The sequence below is a fragment of the Nocardiopsis tropica genome (assembly GCF_042660575.1).
Taxonomy (GTDB): domain Bacteria; phylum Actinomycetota; class Actinomycetes; order Streptosporangiales; family Streptosporangiaceae; genus Nocardiopsis; species Nocardiopsis tropica.
Genome location: NZ_JBHSUF010000006.1, coordinates 146419 through 165320, shown reverse-complemented (window position 1 = coordinate 165320; position 18902 = coordinate 146419). Strand labels below are relative to the sequence as shown.

Below are 18902 nucleotides of genomic sequence, written 5' to 3'. Positions count from 1 at the left end.
CTTCCACCTGCGCATTTCCCGCACTCCCGGCCGTGTCGCCCGGGACGGAACGGCCTTTTCGTCCGCGCTGTTATCGGAAAAACAAAGGGCGAAGGAGAATATCCGCGCGGCAGGGGAAATGATAAAGTCCGGCGTGTTTCAGGTCACAGTGCCAGGACGACCGCCAGGAGCACGCATGCCCCCCACTGTCCCCACCGACCGAACCCTTCCGAGCCTGCTCGCGCGCACCGCGGCCGAGCACCCCGAAGCGCCCGCGCTGTCCTGGCGCGGAACCGGAACCGGAGCCCCGGCCGGATCCCCCGGGTGGTCCACGCTCACCTGGTCCCAGGTCCGCGACCGGGTCGGCGAGCTCACCGAGGGCTTCGCCGCCCACGGCGTCGAACCCGGCGACCACGTCCTGCTGATGATGGGCAACCGGCCGGAGCACTGGCTCTGCGACCTCGCCGTGGTCCACGCGGGCGCCGTCCCCACCTCCGTCTACAACACCGCCGCGCCGGAACAGGTGGCCCACATCGTCCGGCACAGCCGGGCCCGGCTCGCGGTGGTCGAGAGCGCCGCGACCGCGGCCGCCTGGGAGCACCTGGTCGCCGACCCCGACACGCCCCTGGCGACCCTGGTCGTGGTCGAGGGGGCCGACACCGGGCGCGGCCACACCCCCTACGGGGACCTGCTCGGAGCCCCGGCCGGCGCCGCGTTCGGCCGGTGGCGGGACCTGGCCCCCGACGACCTGCTCACAGTCCTCTACACGTCGGGGACGACCGGGGACCCGAAGGGCGTGGCGATCACCCACAGCGGCATGCTCGCCAACGCCGCCGCCCTGGACGCGGTCGTGGACCTGCCGGAGTTCCCCGACCACATCTGCTACCTCCCGCTGGCCCACATCGCCGAGCGGGTCCTCGGCATCTACCTCCCGGTGCTGCGCGCCTCCCACGTGTGGATGTGCCCGGACCCGGGGGATGTGGTGGGCGTCCTCCGGGAGGTGCGCCCGCCCCAGTTCTTCGGCGTCCCGCGGGTGTGGGAGAAGCTGGCGTCGGCCCTGCGGGCGGGGATCGCCCGACTGCCGGCGGAGGGGCGCGCCGCGGTGGAGGCGGCGATGGCCGTCGCCACCGAGCACGCGGAGGTGCGGGAGCGGGGCGGTCGGGTGCCCGCCGAACTCCAGGAGCGCTTCGACGAGGCCAGGGCACAGGTCTTCCGGCCCCTGCTGGCCGGGGTCGGCCTGGACCGGGTCGCCTGGGCGTCGAGCGCGTCGGCGCCCATGCCGATGGACGTCGTGCGGTTCTGGGCGGGCCTGGGGATCCTGGTCATGGACGCCTGGGGGCTGACCGAGTCCGTGGGCGTGGCCACGGCCAACGCCCCCTCCTCGGGGTTCCGGCCGGGTTCGGTGGGCCGCCCCATCGACAGTGTGGAGCTGCGCCTCGCCGACGACGGCGAGATCCTGCTGCGGGGGGAGTCGGTGTTCGGCGGCTACCTGGGGCCGGACGGGCGGATCCTGCCCGCCGCCGACGCCGACGGGTGGTTCGCCACCGGCGACGTGGGGCGCCTGGACGAGGACGGCTACCTGTGGATCACCGACCGCAAGAAGGAGCTGATCGTCACCTCCAACGGCAAGAACATCTCGCCGGCCCTCGTGGAGAACACGCTGAAGGAGCACCCGCTGATCGGCCAGGCGTACGCCCACGGCGACCGGCGGCCCTACCTCGTGGCGCTGCTCGTGCTGGACCGCGAGACGGCTCCGGTGTGGGCCGAGGCGCGGGGCATCGACACCGGCGGGGACTGGGAGGCGCTGGCCGCCCACCCGGAGGTGGCGGCGGAGCTGGGGCGCGCGGTCGAGGCGGCCAACAGGCGGCTCAACCGGGCCGAGCAGGTCAAGGCCCACCGGTCGCTCGCCGAGGAGTGGGGGCCGGACACCGGTGAGCTGACGCCGTCGCTCAAGCTCCGGCGGCGGGTCGTCCGGGAGAGGTACGGTGACGCGCTGGCGGCGCTGTACGGGGACTGAGCCGGCGGGCGCGCCCCGGGCCGCGCGCCCTCCCGGGGCGGGGGACGGGGGCCGCCGGCCCGAGGCCGACTGCTCCGAGGGCGGCCGAGGGGGACCGCTCCCCGGGGGTCGCGCCCGGGAGCGTGTGCCCGCCTCCTCCGGCAGCGGGCGCGGACGCGCGGAACCGCCCCCGTCCGCGGAACGGGAGCGGTCGCGGCCGAGGTCAGGAGCCCTGGCCCGTGGTCTGCTGCCCGCCGGTGCGCTGCTCCGGCGAACGCGTCGGGCGCGGCGCCTCGTGGGACGCCCGGTAGCCGCTGCGGTAGACGGCCTCGTCGGACTGCGCGGACGCGTCCCCCGCCCGGGTCGGCCAGCCCGCGGTCAGCCCGTAGATCACCAGGATGTCCACGGCGATGGCCACCATCGACCACAGGGGCATGGCCACCACGAAGGCCAGCTGCGCGAGGGCGTTCAGGGAGGCGAGGACGATGCCGAACACCCGCGCCCAGGTGCGGCCGGACAGCACGGCGACGCCTGCGGCGACCATGACAACGCCCCACAGCCCGAGCAGGACGCCCCAGGACCCGTACTCGAGGAAGAGCATGTCCGTGCCCGTGGCGATGTAGAAGTCGGGGGAGAACAGCGCCACCATCCCCTGGATGATGTTGACCGCCCCTATGACGATCAAGAGTGTGGCGACGAAGAACTGCCAGCCGTTGGCTGCCTCTGTCCGCATGTCGGCTCCTCACCGGCCGCCCGGGCGCCCGGGGTGGTGCCGGTCCGGGCAGGGGCGGCCCCTCGGGTGTCCCTGGCGTGTGCGCGGGTCGCGCGCCGCCCCTCCATGATCAGCCCCTGCCGGTCATCGGTATCTCACTGTTCGTACCCGATAGGGCAAATCTCCCGTGTCGCCGAGGGGTGGGGCCGGACGCGTTCCGTACGGGGGTAAGATGGTTTTTACGTAGTTACGGAATTTCGAATTACCTGGGGGCGTGGTGGACCGAACGACCGAGCAGCGTCTGGCCGACCTGGAGGCCCGGGTCGCCGAACTGGAGGGCCGGGCCGAGGCGGCGCCCGCGCCGCCCGGGGGAGGCGGGGGCGCGGAAGGAGCGCCCGGGGGAGCGTTCTTCGCCCTGGAGGCGCTCCGGGGGCACGCCGCGGGGCGGGGGGCCGTGGTCTTCGCCGGCATCGTCCGGGACGGGGACGGCGAGGACGCGATCGAGTGGCAGCAGGGCCTGCCCGTGGACCGGCTGGCCGGGGCCGACTGGTCCCGCGCGGCCGCCGTCCTCGACGCCCTGGGCCACCCCGTCCGGCTCCACCTGCTGCACGCGGTCTGGGAGGGCACGGGGACCGTGGCCGGCCTGGCCGAGCTCTCCGGATTCGGCACCACCGGCCAGATCTACCACCACGTCAACCTGCTCGTGGCGGCCGGGTGGCTCACCACCGTCCGGCGCGGGCACTACATCGTCCCCCCGGAGCGGGTCGTCCCCCTGCTGGCCGTCCTCACCGCCGCGGGCGGTGCCTCCTGAACGCCGCGGGAGGGGGCGCGGCCGGGCGCGGGCCCGGCGTCGCGGCCGCCTGCGCCGTGGCCGTCCTGGTCCTGCTGCTCGGATTCGCCGCGCGCCCGCAGGTCCCGTCCCTGTCGGACCGGGAGGCGGGGGACCCCGGCCTGCTCGACCGGGCCCGCCCCCTGCTGGCCGCGGACGCGCGCGAGCGCGCCAGCGTCGTGGTGGTCGACGGAGACCGGACCCGCGTCGCCCACTTCGGCGCCGACGGCGGCACCGTCTACGAGATCGGCTCGGTGACCAAGGGCATGACCGCCCTTCTCCTGGCCGACGCCGTGGAGAGGGGCGAGGTCGCCGAGGACACCGAACTCGGCGCGATCCTCGACCTGGGGGACGCGCCCGCCGCGTCGGTCACCCTCGCGGAGCTGGCGAGCCACCGCTCCGGCCTGCCCCGCCTCCCCACGGGCCTCGCCGAGAGCGTCGGCACGGCCGTCGCGGCCTACCGGGGGAGCGATCCCTACCGGGCCGACCGGGCCGCGCTCGTCGCCCAGGTCGCCGCGGCCGGGACGGAGGGCCGCGGCGAGGTCGCCTACTCCAACATGGGTGCGGCCGTCCTCGGCCAGGCCGTGGCCGAGGCCGCGGGGACCGACTACCGCACCCTGCTGCGGGAGCGGCTCCTCGAGCCGGTGGGCATGGACGCGACCACGCTGCCCGTCACCCCGGACGGCCTCCCCGAGGACGCGTCCGTCGGACACGGAGCCCGGGGGCGCACCGCCGATCCGTGGACCTCCCACGCCTACGCCCCGATGGGCGGTGTGCGGTCCACCCCCGGGGACATGGAGCTCCTGGCCCGCGCCCTGCTGGAGGGGGCCGCCCCCGGCGCCGACGCCATGGAACCGCGCTGGGACGCGGGGGACGGCGGCGAGGTCGGCCTCGGCTGGTGGATCGACGACCACGACGGAACCGCGGTGACCTGGCACAACGGAGGCACCGGCGGGTTCTCCTCGATGTTCGCCCTGGACCGGGAGGGAGGCCGGGCGGTCGTCGTCCTGGCCGATTCCTCCCTGCCGGTGGACGACATCGGCATCACCCTGCTCCTGGAGGACGCGTGACCGCCTGGCTCCCCGTGGTCGTCGGTGTCGCCCTCGTCGCCTGGCTCGCGCTGGACGCCGCACTGATCGCGCTCCGCGGCTGGCGCGGCAGGGGCCGCCTCCGCTTCGCGGACCGCTGGGACGCCCTGTCCCGTGCGCTCCACCTCGCCGCGACGGCCCTCCTGCTCCTCGTCTTCGTGCAGTGGGGCCACCTGCCCGGGGCCCTGTGGTGGCTGGTGGTCCTCCCGGTGGCGGCGGCGCTGTCCGGCGCGGCGCTCCGCTGGCCGGAGCTGCCCCGGCACGGCGAGGACGGGGCGGCCGGCACGCGCAGGGCCTCCGCGGCCGGCGGCGCGGTCCTCCTCGTGCTCGGGCTCGCCCTCGTGGTGCTCGTGTGAGCCGGGGCGTGAGCGCCGGACCGCGGTGTGGACAGGCCGGTCCACGACCTGCCGGGGCCGCCCGCGCAGGACAACGAGTTGTCTACACGCGTCGTTGACCATCGAAGGGCTATGCTGCCCGGATGGCACTGCGCAACGCTGTGATGGCCGCGCTGCTGGACGGCGCGGCGTCCGGATACGACCTGGCGAAGAACTTCGACGCCTCCGTGGCCAACTTCTGGATGGCCACCCCCCAGCAGCTCTACCGCGAGCTGGACCGGATGGAGGCGGACGGGCTGATCGACGCCGTCGTCGTCCGCCAGGAGAGGCGCCCCGACAAGCGGGTCTTCTCCCTGACCGCCGCCGGGTACCGGGCACTGCGCGAGTACACGGAGCGCAGTCCCCGCCCCGCCGCGATGCGCGACGAACTCCTCGTCCAGCTCCAAGCGGTGGACGCGGGCGACGCGGACGCCGTCCGCGCCTCCGTCGCCGAGCGGGTCGCGTGGGCGCGCGGCAAGCTGGCCCGCTACGAACGCCTGCGCCTGCGACTCCTCGACGGGCGCACCGAGGACGAGCACGTCGCCCGCGCCGAGCGGATCGGCCCCTACCTCACCCTCCTGGGCGGGATCTCCCTGGAGGAGGAGAACATCCGCTGGGGGGAGAGGGTGCTGGCCCTCCTCGACCGCCGGGCCGCCGCCGTGGACGGGAGCCCCGCCACGGGCTGACCCCGCGGCCCACGGCACCGCCTCCCGCCCCCCTCAGGGGGCCGGGAAGGCCTGCTGCGCCTGGGATAGCGTGTCCAGCACTGTTGCCCACGGCACCGAGGAGCACACGATGAACGTCGAACACAGGGACATCGAGGTCAACGGGATACGGCTGCACGTCGCCGAGCAGGGGAGCGGCCCGCTCGTGCTGCTCCTGCACGGCTTCCCCGAGACCTGGTACTCCTGGCGCCACCAGTTCGACCCGCTCGTCGGGGCCGGGTACCGGGTGGTCGCCCCCGACCAGCGCGGCTACGCCCGCAGCGACCGGCCCGAGGACGTCGCCGCCTACACGCTGCCGCACCTGGTCGGCGACGTCGTCGGCCTGATCGCCGCGCTCGGCGAGAAGGAGGCCGTCCTCGTCGGACACGACTGGGGCGCCCCCGTGGCCTGGGCCACCGCCATGATGCGGCCCGACCTCGTCCGCGGCGTCGCGGGACTGAGCGTCCCGCCGTTCCCGCCCGCGATGATGCCCACGCCCTCGGCCAACCGCCACATGTACGGGGAGGGCTTCTACCAGGTCTACTTCCAGGAGCCCGGGCGCGCCGACGCCGAACTGGCCGCCGATATCGCCTCGTTCATGCGCCGCATCCTGGTCGGCGCCTCCGGCGACAACCCCGAGACGGACGAGCCCCGCCTGTGGATGGCCCCGGAGGGCGGGACGCTCCTGGACGCCCTGCCGCCGGCGGACGAGCTGCCCTCCTGGCTCACCGAGGAGGACGTGGCGGTCTTCGCCCGCGACCACGCGGCGCACGGGGCCCGGGCCTTCACCGGCGGGCTCGACTGGTACCGCAACACCGAGCGCAACCAGGAGCTCATGGCCCCCTTCCAGGGGCGCGGCATCGACGTCCCCGCGCTCTACATGGTGGGGGACATGGACCTGGTGACCGTCATGCGGGGGATCCCGGAGCTGCGGGAGGTCCTGCCCCTGATCGCCCCCCGGCTGCACGCGGACGTCACCCTGCCCGGCTGCGGCCACTGGACGCAGCAGGAGCGGCCGGACGAGGTCAACGCGGCCCTCCTGGACTTCCTCGCCCACGTCGAGGCGGAGGGCGGGTCGGAGTAGCCGGCGCCCTCCCGGCCCGAAGGAGCGGCCGGGGCGGCGAGGGCGCGGCGCCCGGCGGCTCCGGGGCGGCACGCCACGGCGGCGGGCGCCGTCCCGGCCCCGGGGGCGGGTCAGGCGGTGTAGGCGCCGGCGAGGGAGCGCAGGACCTGGGAGCAGCCCGCGTCCACCGTGAGCGCGGCCACGCCGTCCGCACGGGTCTCCCCCCTGTTCAGGATCACCACCGGCTTGCCCTGCTCGACGGCGCGCTTGACGTACCTGCGCCCCGAGAAGACCGTCAGCGACGAACCCGCCACCAGCAGGGCCGACGCGTCGTCCACGAGTCGGTAGCCCTCCATCACACGCGGCTTGGGCACGTTCTCGCCGAAGTACACGATGTCCGGCTTGAGCATGCCCCCGCAGGCCCCGCAGTCGGCCACCCGGAACCCCTCGGTGGACGCGAGCACCGCGTCCGCGTCCGGCGCCACCTCGACGTCGGCGACGCCGTCCGCGAAGCCGGGGTTCAGGGCCGAGAGGCGCTCGGCCAGGCTCGCCCGGCTGACGACCTCGGAGCAGCCCAGGCAGACCACCCGGTCGTAGCGGCCGTGCAGGTCGACCACCCTCCGGCTGCCCGCCGCCTCGTGCAGGGTGTCCACGTTCTGCGTGATGACGGCGGACACCGCGCCCGCCGCCTCCAGGTCGGCCAGCGCCCGGTGCCCGTCGTTGGGCCGGGTGCGGTGCACGTGGCGCCAGCCGACGTGGTTGCGGGCCCAGTAGTGGCGGCGGAACGCGGCGTCGCCGACGAACTGCTGGTACGTCATCGGCTTGCGCGGCGGGGAACCGGGGCCACGGTAGTCGGGGATCCCGGAGTCCGTGGAGACACCCGCCCCGGTCAGCGCGACCACCGGGCCCGGGCCCAGGACCTCGCGCATCCGGGCCGCCGCGACCCCGGGGTCGACGGAATCGAGTGTTGTCGTCACGCTTCGAGGGTACGCGGCCGGCCGGAGCGGACCCCGACCGGCCGACCGGCTCCGGCCGCCCGCGCGTCCCCCGCGGGCGCCGTACCGAACCCCTTCGCCCCGGTCCGGGCGGCGGGGACCCGTGCGGCCTCGGAGGCCCCCGGCCCCCGGCGCCGGGCCGCCGTGCGGGCGGCCCGGCGGACGGTGTCAGGCGAGGCAGACCAGCAGGTCGCCGCCCTCCACCCGGGCCACGGTGTCGATCGCCAGACGGGACACGGTCCCCGCCTTCGGCGCGGTGATCGAGGCCTCCATCTTCATCGCCTCGATGGTGGCCACCGTCGCACCGGCCTCGACCTCGTCGCCCTCGGCGACGGCCAGCGTGACCACGCCCGCGAAGGGAGCGGCGACGTGCCCCGCGTCGGACCTGTTCGCCTTCTCCGCCGTGCGCACCTTCGACGCCAGCGCCCGGTCCCGGATCTGGAGCGGCCGCAACTGGTCGTTGAGGGTCGCCATCACCGTGCGCACCCCGCGCTCGTCGGCCTCGCCCAGGGCCTCCAGCTCGATCAGGAGCCGCACGCCCGGTGACAGGTCGACCGAGTGCTCCTCCCCGGCGCGCAGGCCGTAGAAGAAGTCCGCGCTGGACAGCACGCTGGTGTCGCCGTAGGCGTCGCGGTGCTCCTCGAACTCCCTGGTCGGGCCGGGGAACAGCAGCCGGTTGAGCGTCGCCCGGGTGTTCTCGGCCAGACCGGCCCTGTCCTCCTCGGTCAGCTCCGCCACGGGGCGCGCCTCCGCGCGGCCGGCCAGGGCCCGCGTGCGGAAGGGCTCGGGCCAGCCGCCGGGCGGGACGCCCAGCTCACCGCGCAGGAACCCGACCACCGAGTCCGGCACGTCGAACCTGCCCGGATCGGCCTCGAAGTCGGCCGGGTCCACCCCGGCGCCGACCAGGTGCAGGGCCAGGTCGCCCACCACCTTGGAGGAGGGCGTGACCTTCACGAGGTGGCCGAGCATCCGGTCGGCGGCGGCGTACATCGCCTCCACGTCCTCGAAGTGGTCGCCCAGCCCCAGCGCGACCGCCTGGGTGCGCAGGTTGGACAGCTGGCCGCCCGGGATCTCGTGGTGGTAGACCCGCCCCGTCGGCGAGGTCAGCCCGGCCTCGAAGGGCGCGTAGACCCGGCGCACGGCCTCCCAGTACGGCTCCATCTCGTTGACCGCGTCCAGGCTCAGGCCGGTGGCGCGCCCGGTGTGGTCGAAGGCGGCCACGACGGCCGACAGCGACGGCTGCGAGGTCGTGCCCGCCATCGACGACACGGCCCCGTCCACGGCGTCCGCGCCCGCGTCGACCGCCGCGAGGTAGGTGGCCAGCTGGCCGCCCGTCGTGTCGTGCGTGTGGACGTGCACCGGCAGCTCGAACTCACGGCGCAGGGCCGAGACCAGCCGCGCCGCGGCCGGGGCGCGCAGCAGCCCGGCCATGTCCTTGACCGCGATCACGTGCGCGCCCGCGGCGACGATCCGCTCGGCGAGCCTCAGGTAGTAGTCCAGCGTGTACAGCTTCTCCGAGGGGTCGGACAGGTCGGAGGTGTAGCACAGCGCCACCTCCGCGACCCCGGTGCCGGTCGCGCGTACCGCCTCGATGGCCGGGCGCATCTGCTCGACGTCGTTGAGGGCGTCGAAGATGCGGAAGATGTCCACGCCCGTGGCGGCGGCCTCCCTGACGAAGGCGTCGGTCACCTCGGTCGGGTAGGGGGTGTAGCCCACGGTGTTGCGCCCGCGCAGCAGCATCTGGAGGCAGATGTTGGGCACGGCCTCGCGGAGCGCGGCCAGCCGCTCCCAGGGGTCCTCGGCCAGGAAGCGCAGGGCCACGTCGTAGGTGGCGCCGCCCCAGGCCTCCAGGGACAGCAGTTCGGGCATGGTGTGCGCGACCGCGGGCGCCACCGCGAGCAGGTCCCTGGTGCGGACCCGGGTGGCCAGCAGGGACTGGTGGGCGTCTCGGAACGTCGTGTCGGTGACCCCCAGGCGCGGCGAGTCGCGCAGCCAGCGCGAGAACCCCTCCGGTCCCAGCTCGGCCAGGCGCTGGCGCGTCCCCGGGGGCGGGGAGCCGGCGGGCAGCGCCGGCAGCTTCGTGGCCGGGTCCACCAGGTGCGGGCGCTCCCCGTGCGGCTTGTTCACGGTCACGTCGGCCAGGTAGGTGAGCAGCCGGGTGCCGCGGTCGGCGGAGGGCCGGGCGGTCAGCAGCTGCGGCCGCTCCTCGATGAAGGAGGTGGTGGCCCTCCCGGCCTGGAAGTCGGGGTCCTCCAGCACCGCCTGGAGGAAGGGGATGTTGGTGGCGATGCCGCGGATGCGGAACTCGGCCACGGCCCTCCTGGCCCGGCTCACCGCCGTGGCCAGGTCTCGGCCGCGGCAGGTCAGCTTGACCAGCAGGGAGTCGAAGTGGGGGCTGATCTCGGTTCCCGCGGCCGAGGTGCCGCCGTCCAGGCGGATGCCCGAGCCGCCGGGGGAGCGGTAGGCGCTGATGATGCCCGTGTCGGGGCGGAAGCCGTTGGCCGGGTCCTCGGTGGTGATGCGGCACTGGAGCGCGGCGCCGCGCAGGTAGACGGTCTCCTGGGCGATGCCGAGGTCGTCCAGGGTCTCGCCGGAGGCGATCCTCAGCTGGGCCTGGACCAGGTCGACGTCGGTAACCTCCTCCGTCACCGTGTGCTCGACCTGGATGCGCGGGTTCATCTCGATGAAGACGTGGCTGCCGTCCTCGCCGACCAGGAACTCGACCGTGCCCGCGTTGCGGTAGCCGATCTCCCGGGCGAAGCGCACGGCGTCGGCGCAGATGCGGTCCCGCAGGCCGGGGTCGAGGTTGGGCGCGGGGGCGAGCTCGATGACCTTCTGGTGGCGCCGCTGGAGCGAGCAGTCGCGCTCGTAGAGGTGGACGACGCCGCCGCTGCCGTCGGCGAGGATCTGCACCTCGATGTGGCGGGGGTTCACCACGGCCCTCTCCAGGAACACCGTGGCGTCCCCGAACGCGGTGGTGGCCTCGCGCATCGCGGCCTCGACCGACTCGCGCAGCCGCCCGGCGTCCGGGACGCGGCGCATGCCGCGCCCGCCGCCGCCCGCGACGGCCTTGACGAACAGCGGGAAGCCGATCCCCTCGGCGGCGGCCACGAGTTCGTCCACGTCGGAGGACGGTTCGCTGGACTCCAGGACGGGGACGCCCGCGGCCCTCGCCGCGGCCACGGCGCTCGCCTTGTTGCCGGTCAGGTCCAGTACGTCGGCGGGGGGACCGACGAAGGTGATCCCGGCCCTCTCGCAGGAGCGGGCGAGCTCGGGGTTCTCGGACAGGAAGCCGTAGCCGGGGTAGACGGCGTCCGCCCCGGCCTCACGGGCGGCGCGGACGATCTCGTCCACGGAGAGGTAGGCGCGGACCGGGTGGCCGGGCTCGCCGATCTGGTAGGCCTCGTCGGCCTTGAGCCGGTGGAGCGAGTTGCGGTCCTCGTGGGGGAAGACGGCGACGGTGCGGGCGCCGAGTTCGTATCCGGCGCGGAGGGCGCGGATGGCGATCTCGCCCCGGTTGGCCACGAGCACTTTGCGGAACATGCCGGGTTCCTCCTGATCTTTCAGGTGTGATGCCGGGGCGCATGGTCCGGCGCCGTTGCCGGGGCCCACGGGAGGGTGGATCACGGGCACCCTAGCCACACGGCGGGGCCCGGCCGCCACCTGGGGTGCGCCCTTCGCGGGGCCGGCGGGCCACCCAGCCGGCGCCCGCCGGTGCGGCGGCCGGGGCCCGCCCGCCCCGGCCTCAGGGGTTGACGCGCTCCGTCCAGTCGGGCGGGACCCGCCCCTCCGGTCCGGGAACGGGCTGGTCCGACGGGTGGCTGCTCGGCGGGGCCAGCTCCGGGCCGATCGCCATCTGCTGCCCCCGGAAGTCGAAGAACCAGTCCTCGCCCGGCTCGAAGCTCTGGATGATCGGGTGCCCGGTGCCCTCGTGGTGGCGCGTGGCGTGCCGCCCGGGCGAGGAGTCGCAGCAGCCGACGTGCCCGCAGGCGGCGCACCGGCGCAGGTGCACCCACCACCCCCCGCCCTCGAGGCACTCCTGGCAGCCGGTCCCGCTCGGCGGGACGGACGGGTCGATCTCGGGAACAGCGCTCTCTCCGTTGCTCATGGCGACCACGCTACTCACCGGAGCCCGGATCCGAACGCGACCCGCTGACCGGCCGGGTCCGCTCCTCCGCGGCCAGTGCCCCGCGCACCCCCTCGGCGGTGGTCTCCCGCAGCTCCTCGTCCAGGAGCAGCCAGCGGGTGATGCCGATCGACTCCAGGAACGGCAGGTTGTGGCTGGCGACCACGAGCGCGCCCTCGTAGGATTCGAGCGCTCCCGAGAGCTGCCGCACGCTGGCCATGTCGAGGTTGTTGGTCGGCTCGTCCAGCATGACCAGCTGCGGGGCGGGCGCGGCGAGCATCGTCGCGGCGAGGGCGGCGCGGAAGCGCTCCCCTCCCGAGAGGGTGCCCGCGGGCTGCTCGGCGCGCTTGCCCTTGAACAGGAACCGCGCGAGCTGGGACCGGATGTGCTGGTCGGTGACCCCCGGCGCCAGGCGCGACACGTTCTCCACCACGCTCAGCTCCTCGTCGAGCACGTCCAGGCGCTGCGGCAGGAACCGCAGGGGCACGAACGCCTCGGCCTCGCCGGAGGAGGGCTCCAGCAGGCCGGAGAGCGTGCGCAGCAGCGTGGTCTTCCCCGCCCCGTTGCGTCCGATCAGCGCGACGCGCTCGGGGCCGCGCAGCTCCAGGTCCCCCTCCCGCAGGCTCCCGTACGGCAGGGACAGCCCCCGTGCCCGCAGGACCACGCGGCTCCCGGGCACGGCGGTGTGCGGGAGGTCCACCCTGATCTCCGCGTCGTCGCGGACCGCGTCCGCCGCCTCCTCCCGCCGCTCGCGCGCCTCGTCGAGGCGCTCCTCGTGCACGCCGCGCAGCTTGCCCGCGGACTCCTGCGCGGACCTCTTGAGACCTCCCGCGATGATCTTGGGGATGCCGCCCCGGTCGTCCAGGCGCTTGCTGTTGCGCTGGCGGCGGGCCAGTTTCATCCGGGTCTCCTCCAGCTCGCGCTTCTGCCTGCGCACGTCCGCGTCGGCGGCCCGCAGGGTCCGCTCCGCCGCCTCCTGCTGGGTGGCCAGCGCCTCCTCGTACGCGGAAAGGTTGCCCCCGTACCAGGTGACCGAGCCCGCCCGCAGCTCGGCGACGCGGTCCACGCGCTCCAGCAGCTCCCGGTCGTGGCTCACCACGACCAGCACCCCGGAGCGCCAGTCGTCGACGGCCTCGTACAGCCTGCGGCGGGCGAACACGTCGAGGTTGTTGGTGGGCTCGTCCAGGAGGAGGATGTCGGGGCGCTCCAGCAGCAGGGCGGCCAGGCGCAGCAGGACGGTCTCCCCGCCGGACATCTGCCCCACGGTGCGGTCCAGCTCGACGTGTCCCAGGCCGAGCGAGCCCAGGGTGGCCAGGGTCCGCTCCTCGACGTCCCAGTCGTCGCCGACCGCGTCGAAGTGCGCCTCGTCCGCGTCCCCGGCCTCGATGGCGTGCAGGGCGGCGCGCCGCTCGGCGATGCCGAGGGCCTGGTCGACGCGCAGCGACGTGTCCAGGGTGATGTCCTGCGGAAGGTAGGCCAGGCTGCCGCCGGCGGACACCGAGCCCCCGGCCGGACTCAGCCGGCCGGCGAGCAGCCGCAGCAGGGTGGACTTGCCGGCGCCGTTGGCCCCGACGAGGCCGGTGCGGCCCCGGCCGACGGAGAGTGAGAGCCCGTCGAAGACGGGTGTGCCGTCCGCCCAACGGAAGGAGAGGGCGGAGCAGGTCAGGGAGACGCCGGTGGCAGGCGTACTCGGCATGGTGTTCCTCGCGGTCGCAAGCGCTGTGAAGGGGTGGCTTCGTGGGCGAGCACCACGCGGCGGCCGCGTCTGAGGAGACGGGAGGTGTCCCGGGAGCATCGGGGACGTCCTGCGCCGAGGTCGCAAGCACGCGGGGTCACGGACGGCGTGGAAGCCAGTCGGGGTGTGACCGGTGTACGGGCCGGGCCGTACCGCGTGGTGATCGCGAACCTCAGATGCGCAACGTCCACCTCTGTCGTCGACAACAGGACGTGGGCCACTTTAGGGGATGGACCGCCCCGGAGTAAACCGTGTTTCCCCGTGGCGTGTGCGCGGGTCCGGCGGACACCGGGGCGGGGCCGCCGGACCGGTGGCCCGGCGGCCCGGCGGGGTCACCGGCGGCGGCGCCCCCAGCCGGAGCCGTAGCCCGCCACGTGCAGTGCGAGGCACAGCAGGCCGGCGAGGGCGAGGGTTCTCGTGGTGACGAGGTCCTGGATGCCCGTCCCGAGGAGTTCGAGGAGCAGGGCGAGTCCGAACAGGACCGCGGCGGCTGTGGCGAACACGGGGCCTCCGAGGGATGGTGGGTGTGTTCCCGGGCGCTACCCGTCTACCCGCGTGCCGAGGCGGCAACCACGGGCGCGGAGCCGCTGCCGACGCGGGTGCGCCGTGCCGTCGCGGTTGCGCGCCGCCCCCGGCCCCCCGGCCCCGCGGTCCGCGCGGAGCCGGGGGCGGCCGCGGATCAGCGGTCGGTGGCGGGCCGCTCCTGCGGGGACTCCTCCCCGTCCTCGGGGCGGTGCGCCGGCCCCTCCAGGGAGGCCCGGGGGACAGGCCGCGCCTGGTGGTACGGGTGCTGACCGGGGTCGTGCGGCTCGGGCCGGTCGTACCCCGGGGAGGGGGTGTGGGGAGGGACGTGCCCGGTCCGCTCCGCCGACGGCTGCCCCTGCTCGTGTCCGGCCCGGGGGTCGGGCGGAGCCGCCGCCTCCCCGTCGGGGCGGTCGTCCTCGTCGCTGAGCCCCTTGGCCTCGGCCTTGAGGATCCGCGCGCTGCGCCCGAGCGACCGCGCCAGCGCGGGCAGCCTGCTCGCGCCGAACAGCAGCAGCGCGATCACCAGCAGGATCATGATCTCGCGTGCGCCGATACCCATGTCGTCGTTCCTTTCCTCGTGGGGATCACGTGCCCGGGGCGGGCGGCCCCGGGTTCACCGCCGGTCCCTGCCGGGCGGTTCGCCCGGCAGGAAGCGGAACCCCGACCCCGTCTCGGTGACGAAGTAGCGTGGCCGTCGCGGATCCGGTTCCAGCCGCCTCCTGATGTGGGACATGAACACGCGCAGGTAGTGGTGTTCGGTACCGTACCCGGGCCCCCACACCTCACGCAGCAGCCTGTCCCGCGCGACCAGGGTGCCGGGCTCGGCCGCCAGCACCTCGACGATGCGCCACTGCCGGGGCGTCAGGGGCACGGGCCGCCCCTGCCGGGTGACGCGCTCGGCCCGGAAGTCGATGGTGAAGTCCGCGGTGACGAGCGGGGGAGGGGGCGGGTGCGGCGCCGCCCGCCGCCGCATGACCGAGCGCAGGCGGGCGAAGAGCTCGCCCATGGAGAAGGGCTTGGTGACGTAGTCGTCCGCGCCCGCGTCCAGTGCCTCCACCTTGGTCGCGGGCGCGTCGTCGCCCGACACCACCAGGACGGGGGCCTCGCTCCACACACGCAGGCTCCGCAGGACGCCCAACCCGCCCAGAGACGGCAGGCACAGGTCGAGGAGGACCGCGTCGGGGCGGTGTTCAGCGGCCAGGGCCAGCGCCTGCTCCCCGGTCGCCGCGTAGAGGGGCGTGTACCCCCGCGCGCGGAGGTTCATGCCGAGCGTCCTCCGGACGGTGAGGTCGTCGTCGACCACCAGGACCCCTGGGATCCGCTCCATCCTCCCCCTTCCGTTCCGGGTCCCCGCCGCCGGGGCCGGGCCCGCGTCCGGCGGTCCCCGCCGGAGCCGAGGGGGAGGGGCCGGCGCCCGGCGCGTCCGGCGCGTCCGGTCCGCCGGAACCATCGAAGGGGATCCCGGGGGCGCGGGGGCGGGTCCTAACGGTTTCCATGCGGGTCCGGGCCGGGATCCTGACGCCTTCCTGACGTTCGCGGGCTCGGGGGCGCTGCGGCCCGCGCCGCCGGGGCACGGTCATGGCAGTGCGCCGGCCCCGCGCCGGGGGCGCCGCCCCGGGCCGGATCCGGGGCGGGGCCGGGGCGGCCCGGCCCCGACCCGCGGGCGCGTTCAGGACAGTCCGCCCACCGGGTCCTCCCCGGCCCGCCACCACACCCCGAGCCGCTGCCGCGCCACCAGCCACCCCGCGTCCGTCCGCACGAAGTCCCAGTCGTAGGGCCCGCCCATCTGGAACGGCCCGCCCGGGTCCGGCTCTTCGCCGACCGCCACGAACCACATGTAGCCGATCCCCGTCGCCCGGTCGCCCGCCACCTCGAACGCCGTGTTCAGCAGGTGGTGCTGCATGTGCGCGTACGGCTCCTCCGCGTCCCGCACCGTGCGCAGGATCTCCTCCCGGCCGCGCACCGCCTCCCACGGTCCGAACTCCAGGACCGCGTCCTCCGCCCAGCAGGCGATCCAGGCGTCCCAGTCCCGCGCGTCGAGGGCGCGCCAGCCCCGCACCAGCAGCTCGCGCAGGGACTCCTCGACCGCGAGGTCCTCCAGGGCGCGCAGGCGGTCCTCTAGGAGGCCGAGGCGCCTCACCAGACCGGACACGTCCGCGGGACCGGTCCGCCCGTCGTCCCGCGCCGGGCTCACTGCGCGCTCCCGACCGGGCGCAGCACGATCTCGTTGACGTCGACGCCGGGTGCGGCGGACACCGCGTAGGCGATGGCGTCCGCGACCGCCGCCGCGGGCAGGGCCACCGCGCGGTAGGTCCGCATCGCCTCCCGGGCCTCGGGGTCGGTGATGCCGTCGGCCAGCTCGGACTCGGTCACACCGGGCGAGACGAGCGTGACCCGCACCGCCCCACCGGACTCCTGGCGCAGCCCCTCCGTCAGGGCCCGCACGGCGAACTTGCTCGCGCAGTAGACGGCCGCGGTCGGGGACACCTCGTACGCGCCCACGGACGCCACGTTCACCACGTGCCCGGAGCCCTGCGCCCGCATCACCGGCAGCGCGGCGCCGATGCCGTGCAGCACGCCCCGCACGTTCACGTCGACCATCCGCTCCCACTCGTCGGTGAGGCCGGCCGACAGCGGGGAGAGCGGCATCACCCCGGCATTGTTGACGAGGACGTCGACCCGGCCGAAGGCGTCCCGCGCCGCGGCGACGAAGGCGTCCACCGAGCCCGCGTCGGTCACGTCGAGGCGCCGGCACGCGGCGGTCGCGCCGCCCTCCGCCAGCTCGTCCACCAGGCGGGTGAGGCGGTCGGTGCGCCGGGCGCCCAGGAAGACGCGGTGGCCGTCGGCCGCGAGGCGCCGCGCGGTCGCCTCGCCGATGCCGCTGCTCGCGCCGGTGATCAGAACACTCTTGGGGACAGGCGTGGCGTCGTTCATACGGGTGTGCCCTCTCTCGGGGGTCGGTCGGATACGGGCGCCGACCCGGCCTCGCGGCCGGGGCGGCGCCGTCGTGATCCACCGTCCACCGTTCGGGCGGGCCCGGCCAGGACGTGCTCCGCCCGGACCGGGCGGTCCTGGGTGCGGCACACCCCGGCACGGGCCGTCCTCCCGCGCTCGCGGGCAGCGTTCCCCGCCCCGACCCGTTCCGGCCGGTACGTTCGGGCGCAGCCCGCCCCGGGAGAGCGCTACCCGCCGACGGCCCGGGCCCCGGCCGGGAGGCGCCGGACCGCCCCGCGACGCCCCTGCCGACGGCCGCTCCCGCGGGAGCGGCCGTCGGCCGCGGGCCGGGGGAGCGCTACCCGCCGACGGCGCGGCCCGCGTAGTCGGGGGCCGGCTCGGCGAGGGCCGCGAGGCCCGCCGCGACGTCCTCGGGGAAGGGCACCGCCCGGCCCCGGCCCCGGTCGACGTGGAGCGCCATGAGCTCCTCGGTCGCCGCCAGCTCGCCGCCGACCCGCATCTCGTGGCAGAGCCGCGCCTTCTTGGCGGCGGGGCCGCCCGGGCCCGGTCCCACCACCCGGGTGCGGATCTCGACCTCGGCGTCGGCGGCGACCTCCTGCAGGTACCGCACGTGCGCCTCGACCGTGTACAGCGAACAGCCGGTCCGCTCCCGGTAGGCGGCGTCCAGGCCGACCCGGTCCATCAGCGCGTCCGTCGCGAACCCGAAGAGCAGGACGTAGTAGGCCTCGCTGAGGTGGCCGTTGTAGTCGATCCACTCGGGACGGAGCCGCCGGACGAGGGTCGCGCTCACGCCTGACCCCCCGCCCGCTCGGCGGCCTCCTCGCGTTCGACCTCCTCGAGTGCCCGGGCCACCGCGATCAGGCGGCGGTCGCGCTGGGCGATCAGCTCGGCGGTGGAGCGCCCGGCCACGACCTCGTCGGTGCCCGCCACCATGCGGTCCCGCAGCTCGGCGGTGAGCTCGGGCGCCTCCAGACGGGTCCACGGGGACTTCAGGGACGGGCCGAAGTGGTCGAGCATGTGCGCCATGCCGCCCTCTCCCCCGGCGAGGTGGAAGGTCAGGCAGGGGCCGAAGAAGGCCCAGCGCAGCCCGGGGCCGCTGGTCATCGCCAGGTCGATCTGCTCCACGGTCGCCTCTCCCTCGGCGACCATGTGCAGGGCCTCGCGCCAGGCCGCCTCCTGGATCCGGTTGCCGATGAACCCCGGGAGCTCCTGCTCCATGGTGATCACCGACTTGCCCGCGGCGCGGTAGAAGTCCGAGGCCCAGTCGACGGCCCACCGCTCGCTCCGTGCACCGCCGACGACCTCGACCAGGGGGACGAGGTAGGGCGGGTTGAACGGGTGGCCGACCACGAGCCGTCCCGGCGTCCGCGCCCCCACCTGCATCTCGCTCATGCTGTAGCCGGAGGTGGACGAGGCGATGACCACGCCCTCGGGGGTGGCGGCGTCGATCTCGGCCAGCAGGCCGATCTTCAGGTCGAGGCGCTCCGGCGCGCTCTCCTGGACGAAGTCCGCCTCGGAGACGGCGTCGGCCAGCGTGTCGGCGACCCGCAGGTTCGCCGTGGAGGCCCCCTCAGCCAGACCCAGGCTCTCCAGGGCGGGCCAGGCCGAGGCGACCAGCCCGCGCAGCCTGCTTTCGGCGTCCGGGGCGGGGTCCCAGGCGACCACCCGGTAGCCGCGGCCCAGGAAGTGGGCGACCCAGCCGCCCCCGATGACACCCGCTCCGACGCAGGCGACCGTGCGCACGGCCCCGGGGGCGGTTCTCGCGTTCTCCGTCATCGTGCTCCTCATGTGGTGGCGTTGTGCGGTGGCGTTCGTCGTCGG

18 protein-coding genes are annotated in these 18902 nt (G+C 75.2%); 6 read left to right on the top strand and 12 right to left on the bottom strand.

Features of this window, described 5'->3' with window-relative positions; translation table 11 throughout:
* The first annotated feature begins 175 nt into the window (after positions 1 to 175).
* A complete protein-coding gene (locus tag ACFQBR_RS11690; protein ID WP_344185476.1) occupies positions 176 to 1996 on the top strand; it encodes an AMP-dependent synthetase/ligase in 1821 nt (606 codons plus the stop codon).
* Between the two features lie 202 nt (positions 1997 to 2198).
* Here the strand turns inward: ACFQBR_RS11690 and ACFQBR_RS11685 are convergent, their stop codons facing one another.
* A complete protein-coding gene (locus tag ACFQBR_RS11685; protein WP_344185475.1) occupies positions 2199 to 2708 on the bottom strand; it encodes a DUF7144 family membrane protein in 510 nt (169 codons plus the stop codon).
* Between the two features lie 256 nt (positions 2709 to 2964).
* Here ACFQBR_RS11685 and ACFQBR_RS11680 point away from each other — a divergent pair, with 256 nt between their 5' ends.
* The 5 genes from ACFQBR_RS11680 (at position 2965) to ACFQBR_RS11660 (ending at position 6766) form a co-directional block, all read left to right on the top strand.
* Complete coding sequence (locus ACFQBR_RS11680; RefSeq protein ID WP_344185480.1) at positions 2965 to 3498, top strand: ArsR/SmtB family transcription factor; 534 nt, start codon at positions 2965 to 2967, stop codon at positions 3496 to 3498.
* Positions 3499 to 3554: 56 nt separating this feature from the next.
* On the top strand, positions 3555 to 4586 hold the full coding sequence (locus ACFQBR_RS11675; protein ID WP_344185473.1) for a serine hydrolase domain-containing protein: 1032 nt from the start codon (positions 3555 to 3557) through the stop codon (positions 4584 to 4586).
* Complete coding sequence (locus ACFQBR_RS11670) at positions 4583 to 4960, top strand: hypothetical protein (RefSeq protein WP_344185472.1); 378 nt, start codon at positions 4583 to 4585, stop codon at positions 4958 to 4960. Before ACFQBR_RS11675 ends, ACFQBR_RS11670 begins: the two co-directional genes overlap by 4 nt.
* A gap of 122 nt (positions 4961 to 5082) precedes the next feature.
* The gene (locus ACFQBR_RS11665) at positions 5083 to 5664 is read left to right on the top strand and encodes a PadR family transcriptional regulator (protein ID WP_344185471.1); all 582 of its coding nucleotides are present in this window, start codon (positions 5083 to 5085) and stop codon (positions 5662 to 5664) included.
* 109 nt (positions 5665 to 5773) lie between these two features.
* Entirely contained in the window at positions 5774 to 6766 is a 993-nt protein-coding gene (locus ACFQBR_RS11660) for an alpha/beta fold hydrolase (protein ID WP_344185470.1), read from the top strand.
* A 110-nt stretch (positions 6767 to 6876) separates the two neighbouring features.
* Here the strand turns inward: ACFQBR_RS11660 and ACFQBR_RS11655 are convergent, their stop codons facing one another.
* The 11 genes from ACFQBR_RS11655 to ACFQBR_RS11605 form a co-directional block, all read right to left on the bottom strand.
* Positions 6877 to 7722 carry an NAD-dependent protein deacetylase gene (locus ACFQBR_RS11655; RefSeq protein ID WP_352983435.1) on the bottom strand — a complete coding sequence of 282 codons (846 nt, stop codon included), beginning with the start codon at positions 7720 to 7722 and terminating at the stop codon, positions 6877 to 6879.
* Positions 7723 to 7908: 186 nt separating this feature from the next.
* On the bottom strand, positions 7909 to 11283 hold the full coding sequence (locus ACFQBR_RS11650) for a pyruvate carboxylase (RefSeq protein ID WP_267948748.1): 3375 nt from the start codon (positions 11281 to 11283) through the stop codon (positions 7909 to 7911).
* A gap of 202 nt (positions 11284 to 11485) precedes the next feature.
* Positions 11486 to 11848: a UBP-type zinc finger domain-containing protein gene (locus ACFQBR_RS11645; RefSeq protein WP_344186289.1), complete on the bottom strand. Its 363-nt coding sequence runs from the start codon at positions 11846 to 11848 to the stop codon at positions 11486 to 11488.
* 10 nt (positions 11849 to 11858) lie between these two features.
* On the bottom strand, positions 11859 to 13562 hold the full coding sequence (locus ACFQBR_RS11640; RefSeq protein ID WP_344186288.1) for an ABC-F family ATP-binding cassette domain-containing protein: 1704 nt from the start codon (positions 13560 to 13562) through the stop codon (positions 11859 to 11861).
* 371 nt (positions 13563 to 13933) lie between these two features.
* Positions 13934 to 14104, bottom strand: coding sequence for a hypothetical protein (locus ACFQBR_RS11635; RefSeq protein ID WP_267948751.1), 171 nt, complete (start codon positions 14102 to 14104; stop codon positions 13934 to 13936).
* Positions 14105 to 14280: 176 nt separating this feature from the next.
* On the bottom strand, positions 14281 to 14685 hold the full coding sequence (locus ACFQBR_RS11630) for a twin-arginine translocase TatA/TatE family subunit (RefSeq protein ID WP_352983430.1): 405 nt from the start codon (positions 14683 to 14685) through the stop codon (positions 14281 to 14283).
* A 54-nt stretch (positions 14686 to 14739) separates the two neighbouring features.
* Positions 14740 to 15453 carry a response regulator gene (locus ACFQBR_RS11625; protein ID WP_344186286.1) on the bottom strand — a complete coding sequence of 238 codons (714 nt, stop codon included), beginning with the start codon at positions 15451 to 15453 and terminating at the stop codon, positions 14740 to 14742.
* A gap of 342 nt (positions 15454 to 15795) precedes the next feature.
* Positions 15796 to 16320 carry a nuclear transport factor 2 family protein gene (locus ACFQBR_RS11620; RefSeq protein WP_344186942.1) on the bottom strand — a complete coding sequence of 175 codons (525 nt, stop codon included), beginning with the start codon at positions 16318 to 16320 and terminating at the stop codon, positions 15796 to 15798.
* On the bottom strand, positions 16317 to 17060 hold the full coding sequence (locus ACFQBR_RS11615; RefSeq protein ID WP_267948754.1) for an SDR family oxidoreductase: 744 nt from the start codon (positions 17058 to 17060) through the stop codon (positions 16317 to 16319). Before ACFQBR_RS11615 ends, ACFQBR_RS11620 begins: the two co-directional genes overlap by 4 nt.
* A 358-nt stretch (positions 17061 to 17418) precedes the next feature.
* Positions 17419 to 17871 (bottom strand): thioesterase family protein, encoded by a 453-nt coding sequence (locus ACFQBR_RS11610; RefSeq protein ID WP_344184916.1) that lies wholly within the window; start codon positions 17869 to 17871, stop codon positions 17419 to 17421.
* A complete protein-coding gene (locus tag ACFQBR_RS11605) occupies positions 17868 to 18857 on the bottom strand; it encodes a 3-hydroxyacyl-CoA dehydrogenase NAD-binding domain-containing protein (RefSeq protein ID WP_344184917.1) in 990 nt (329 codons plus the stop codon). Before ACFQBR_RS11605 ends, ACFQBR_RS11610 begins: the two co-directional genes overlap by 4 nt.
* Positions 18858 to 18902: the final 45 nt, after the last annotated feature.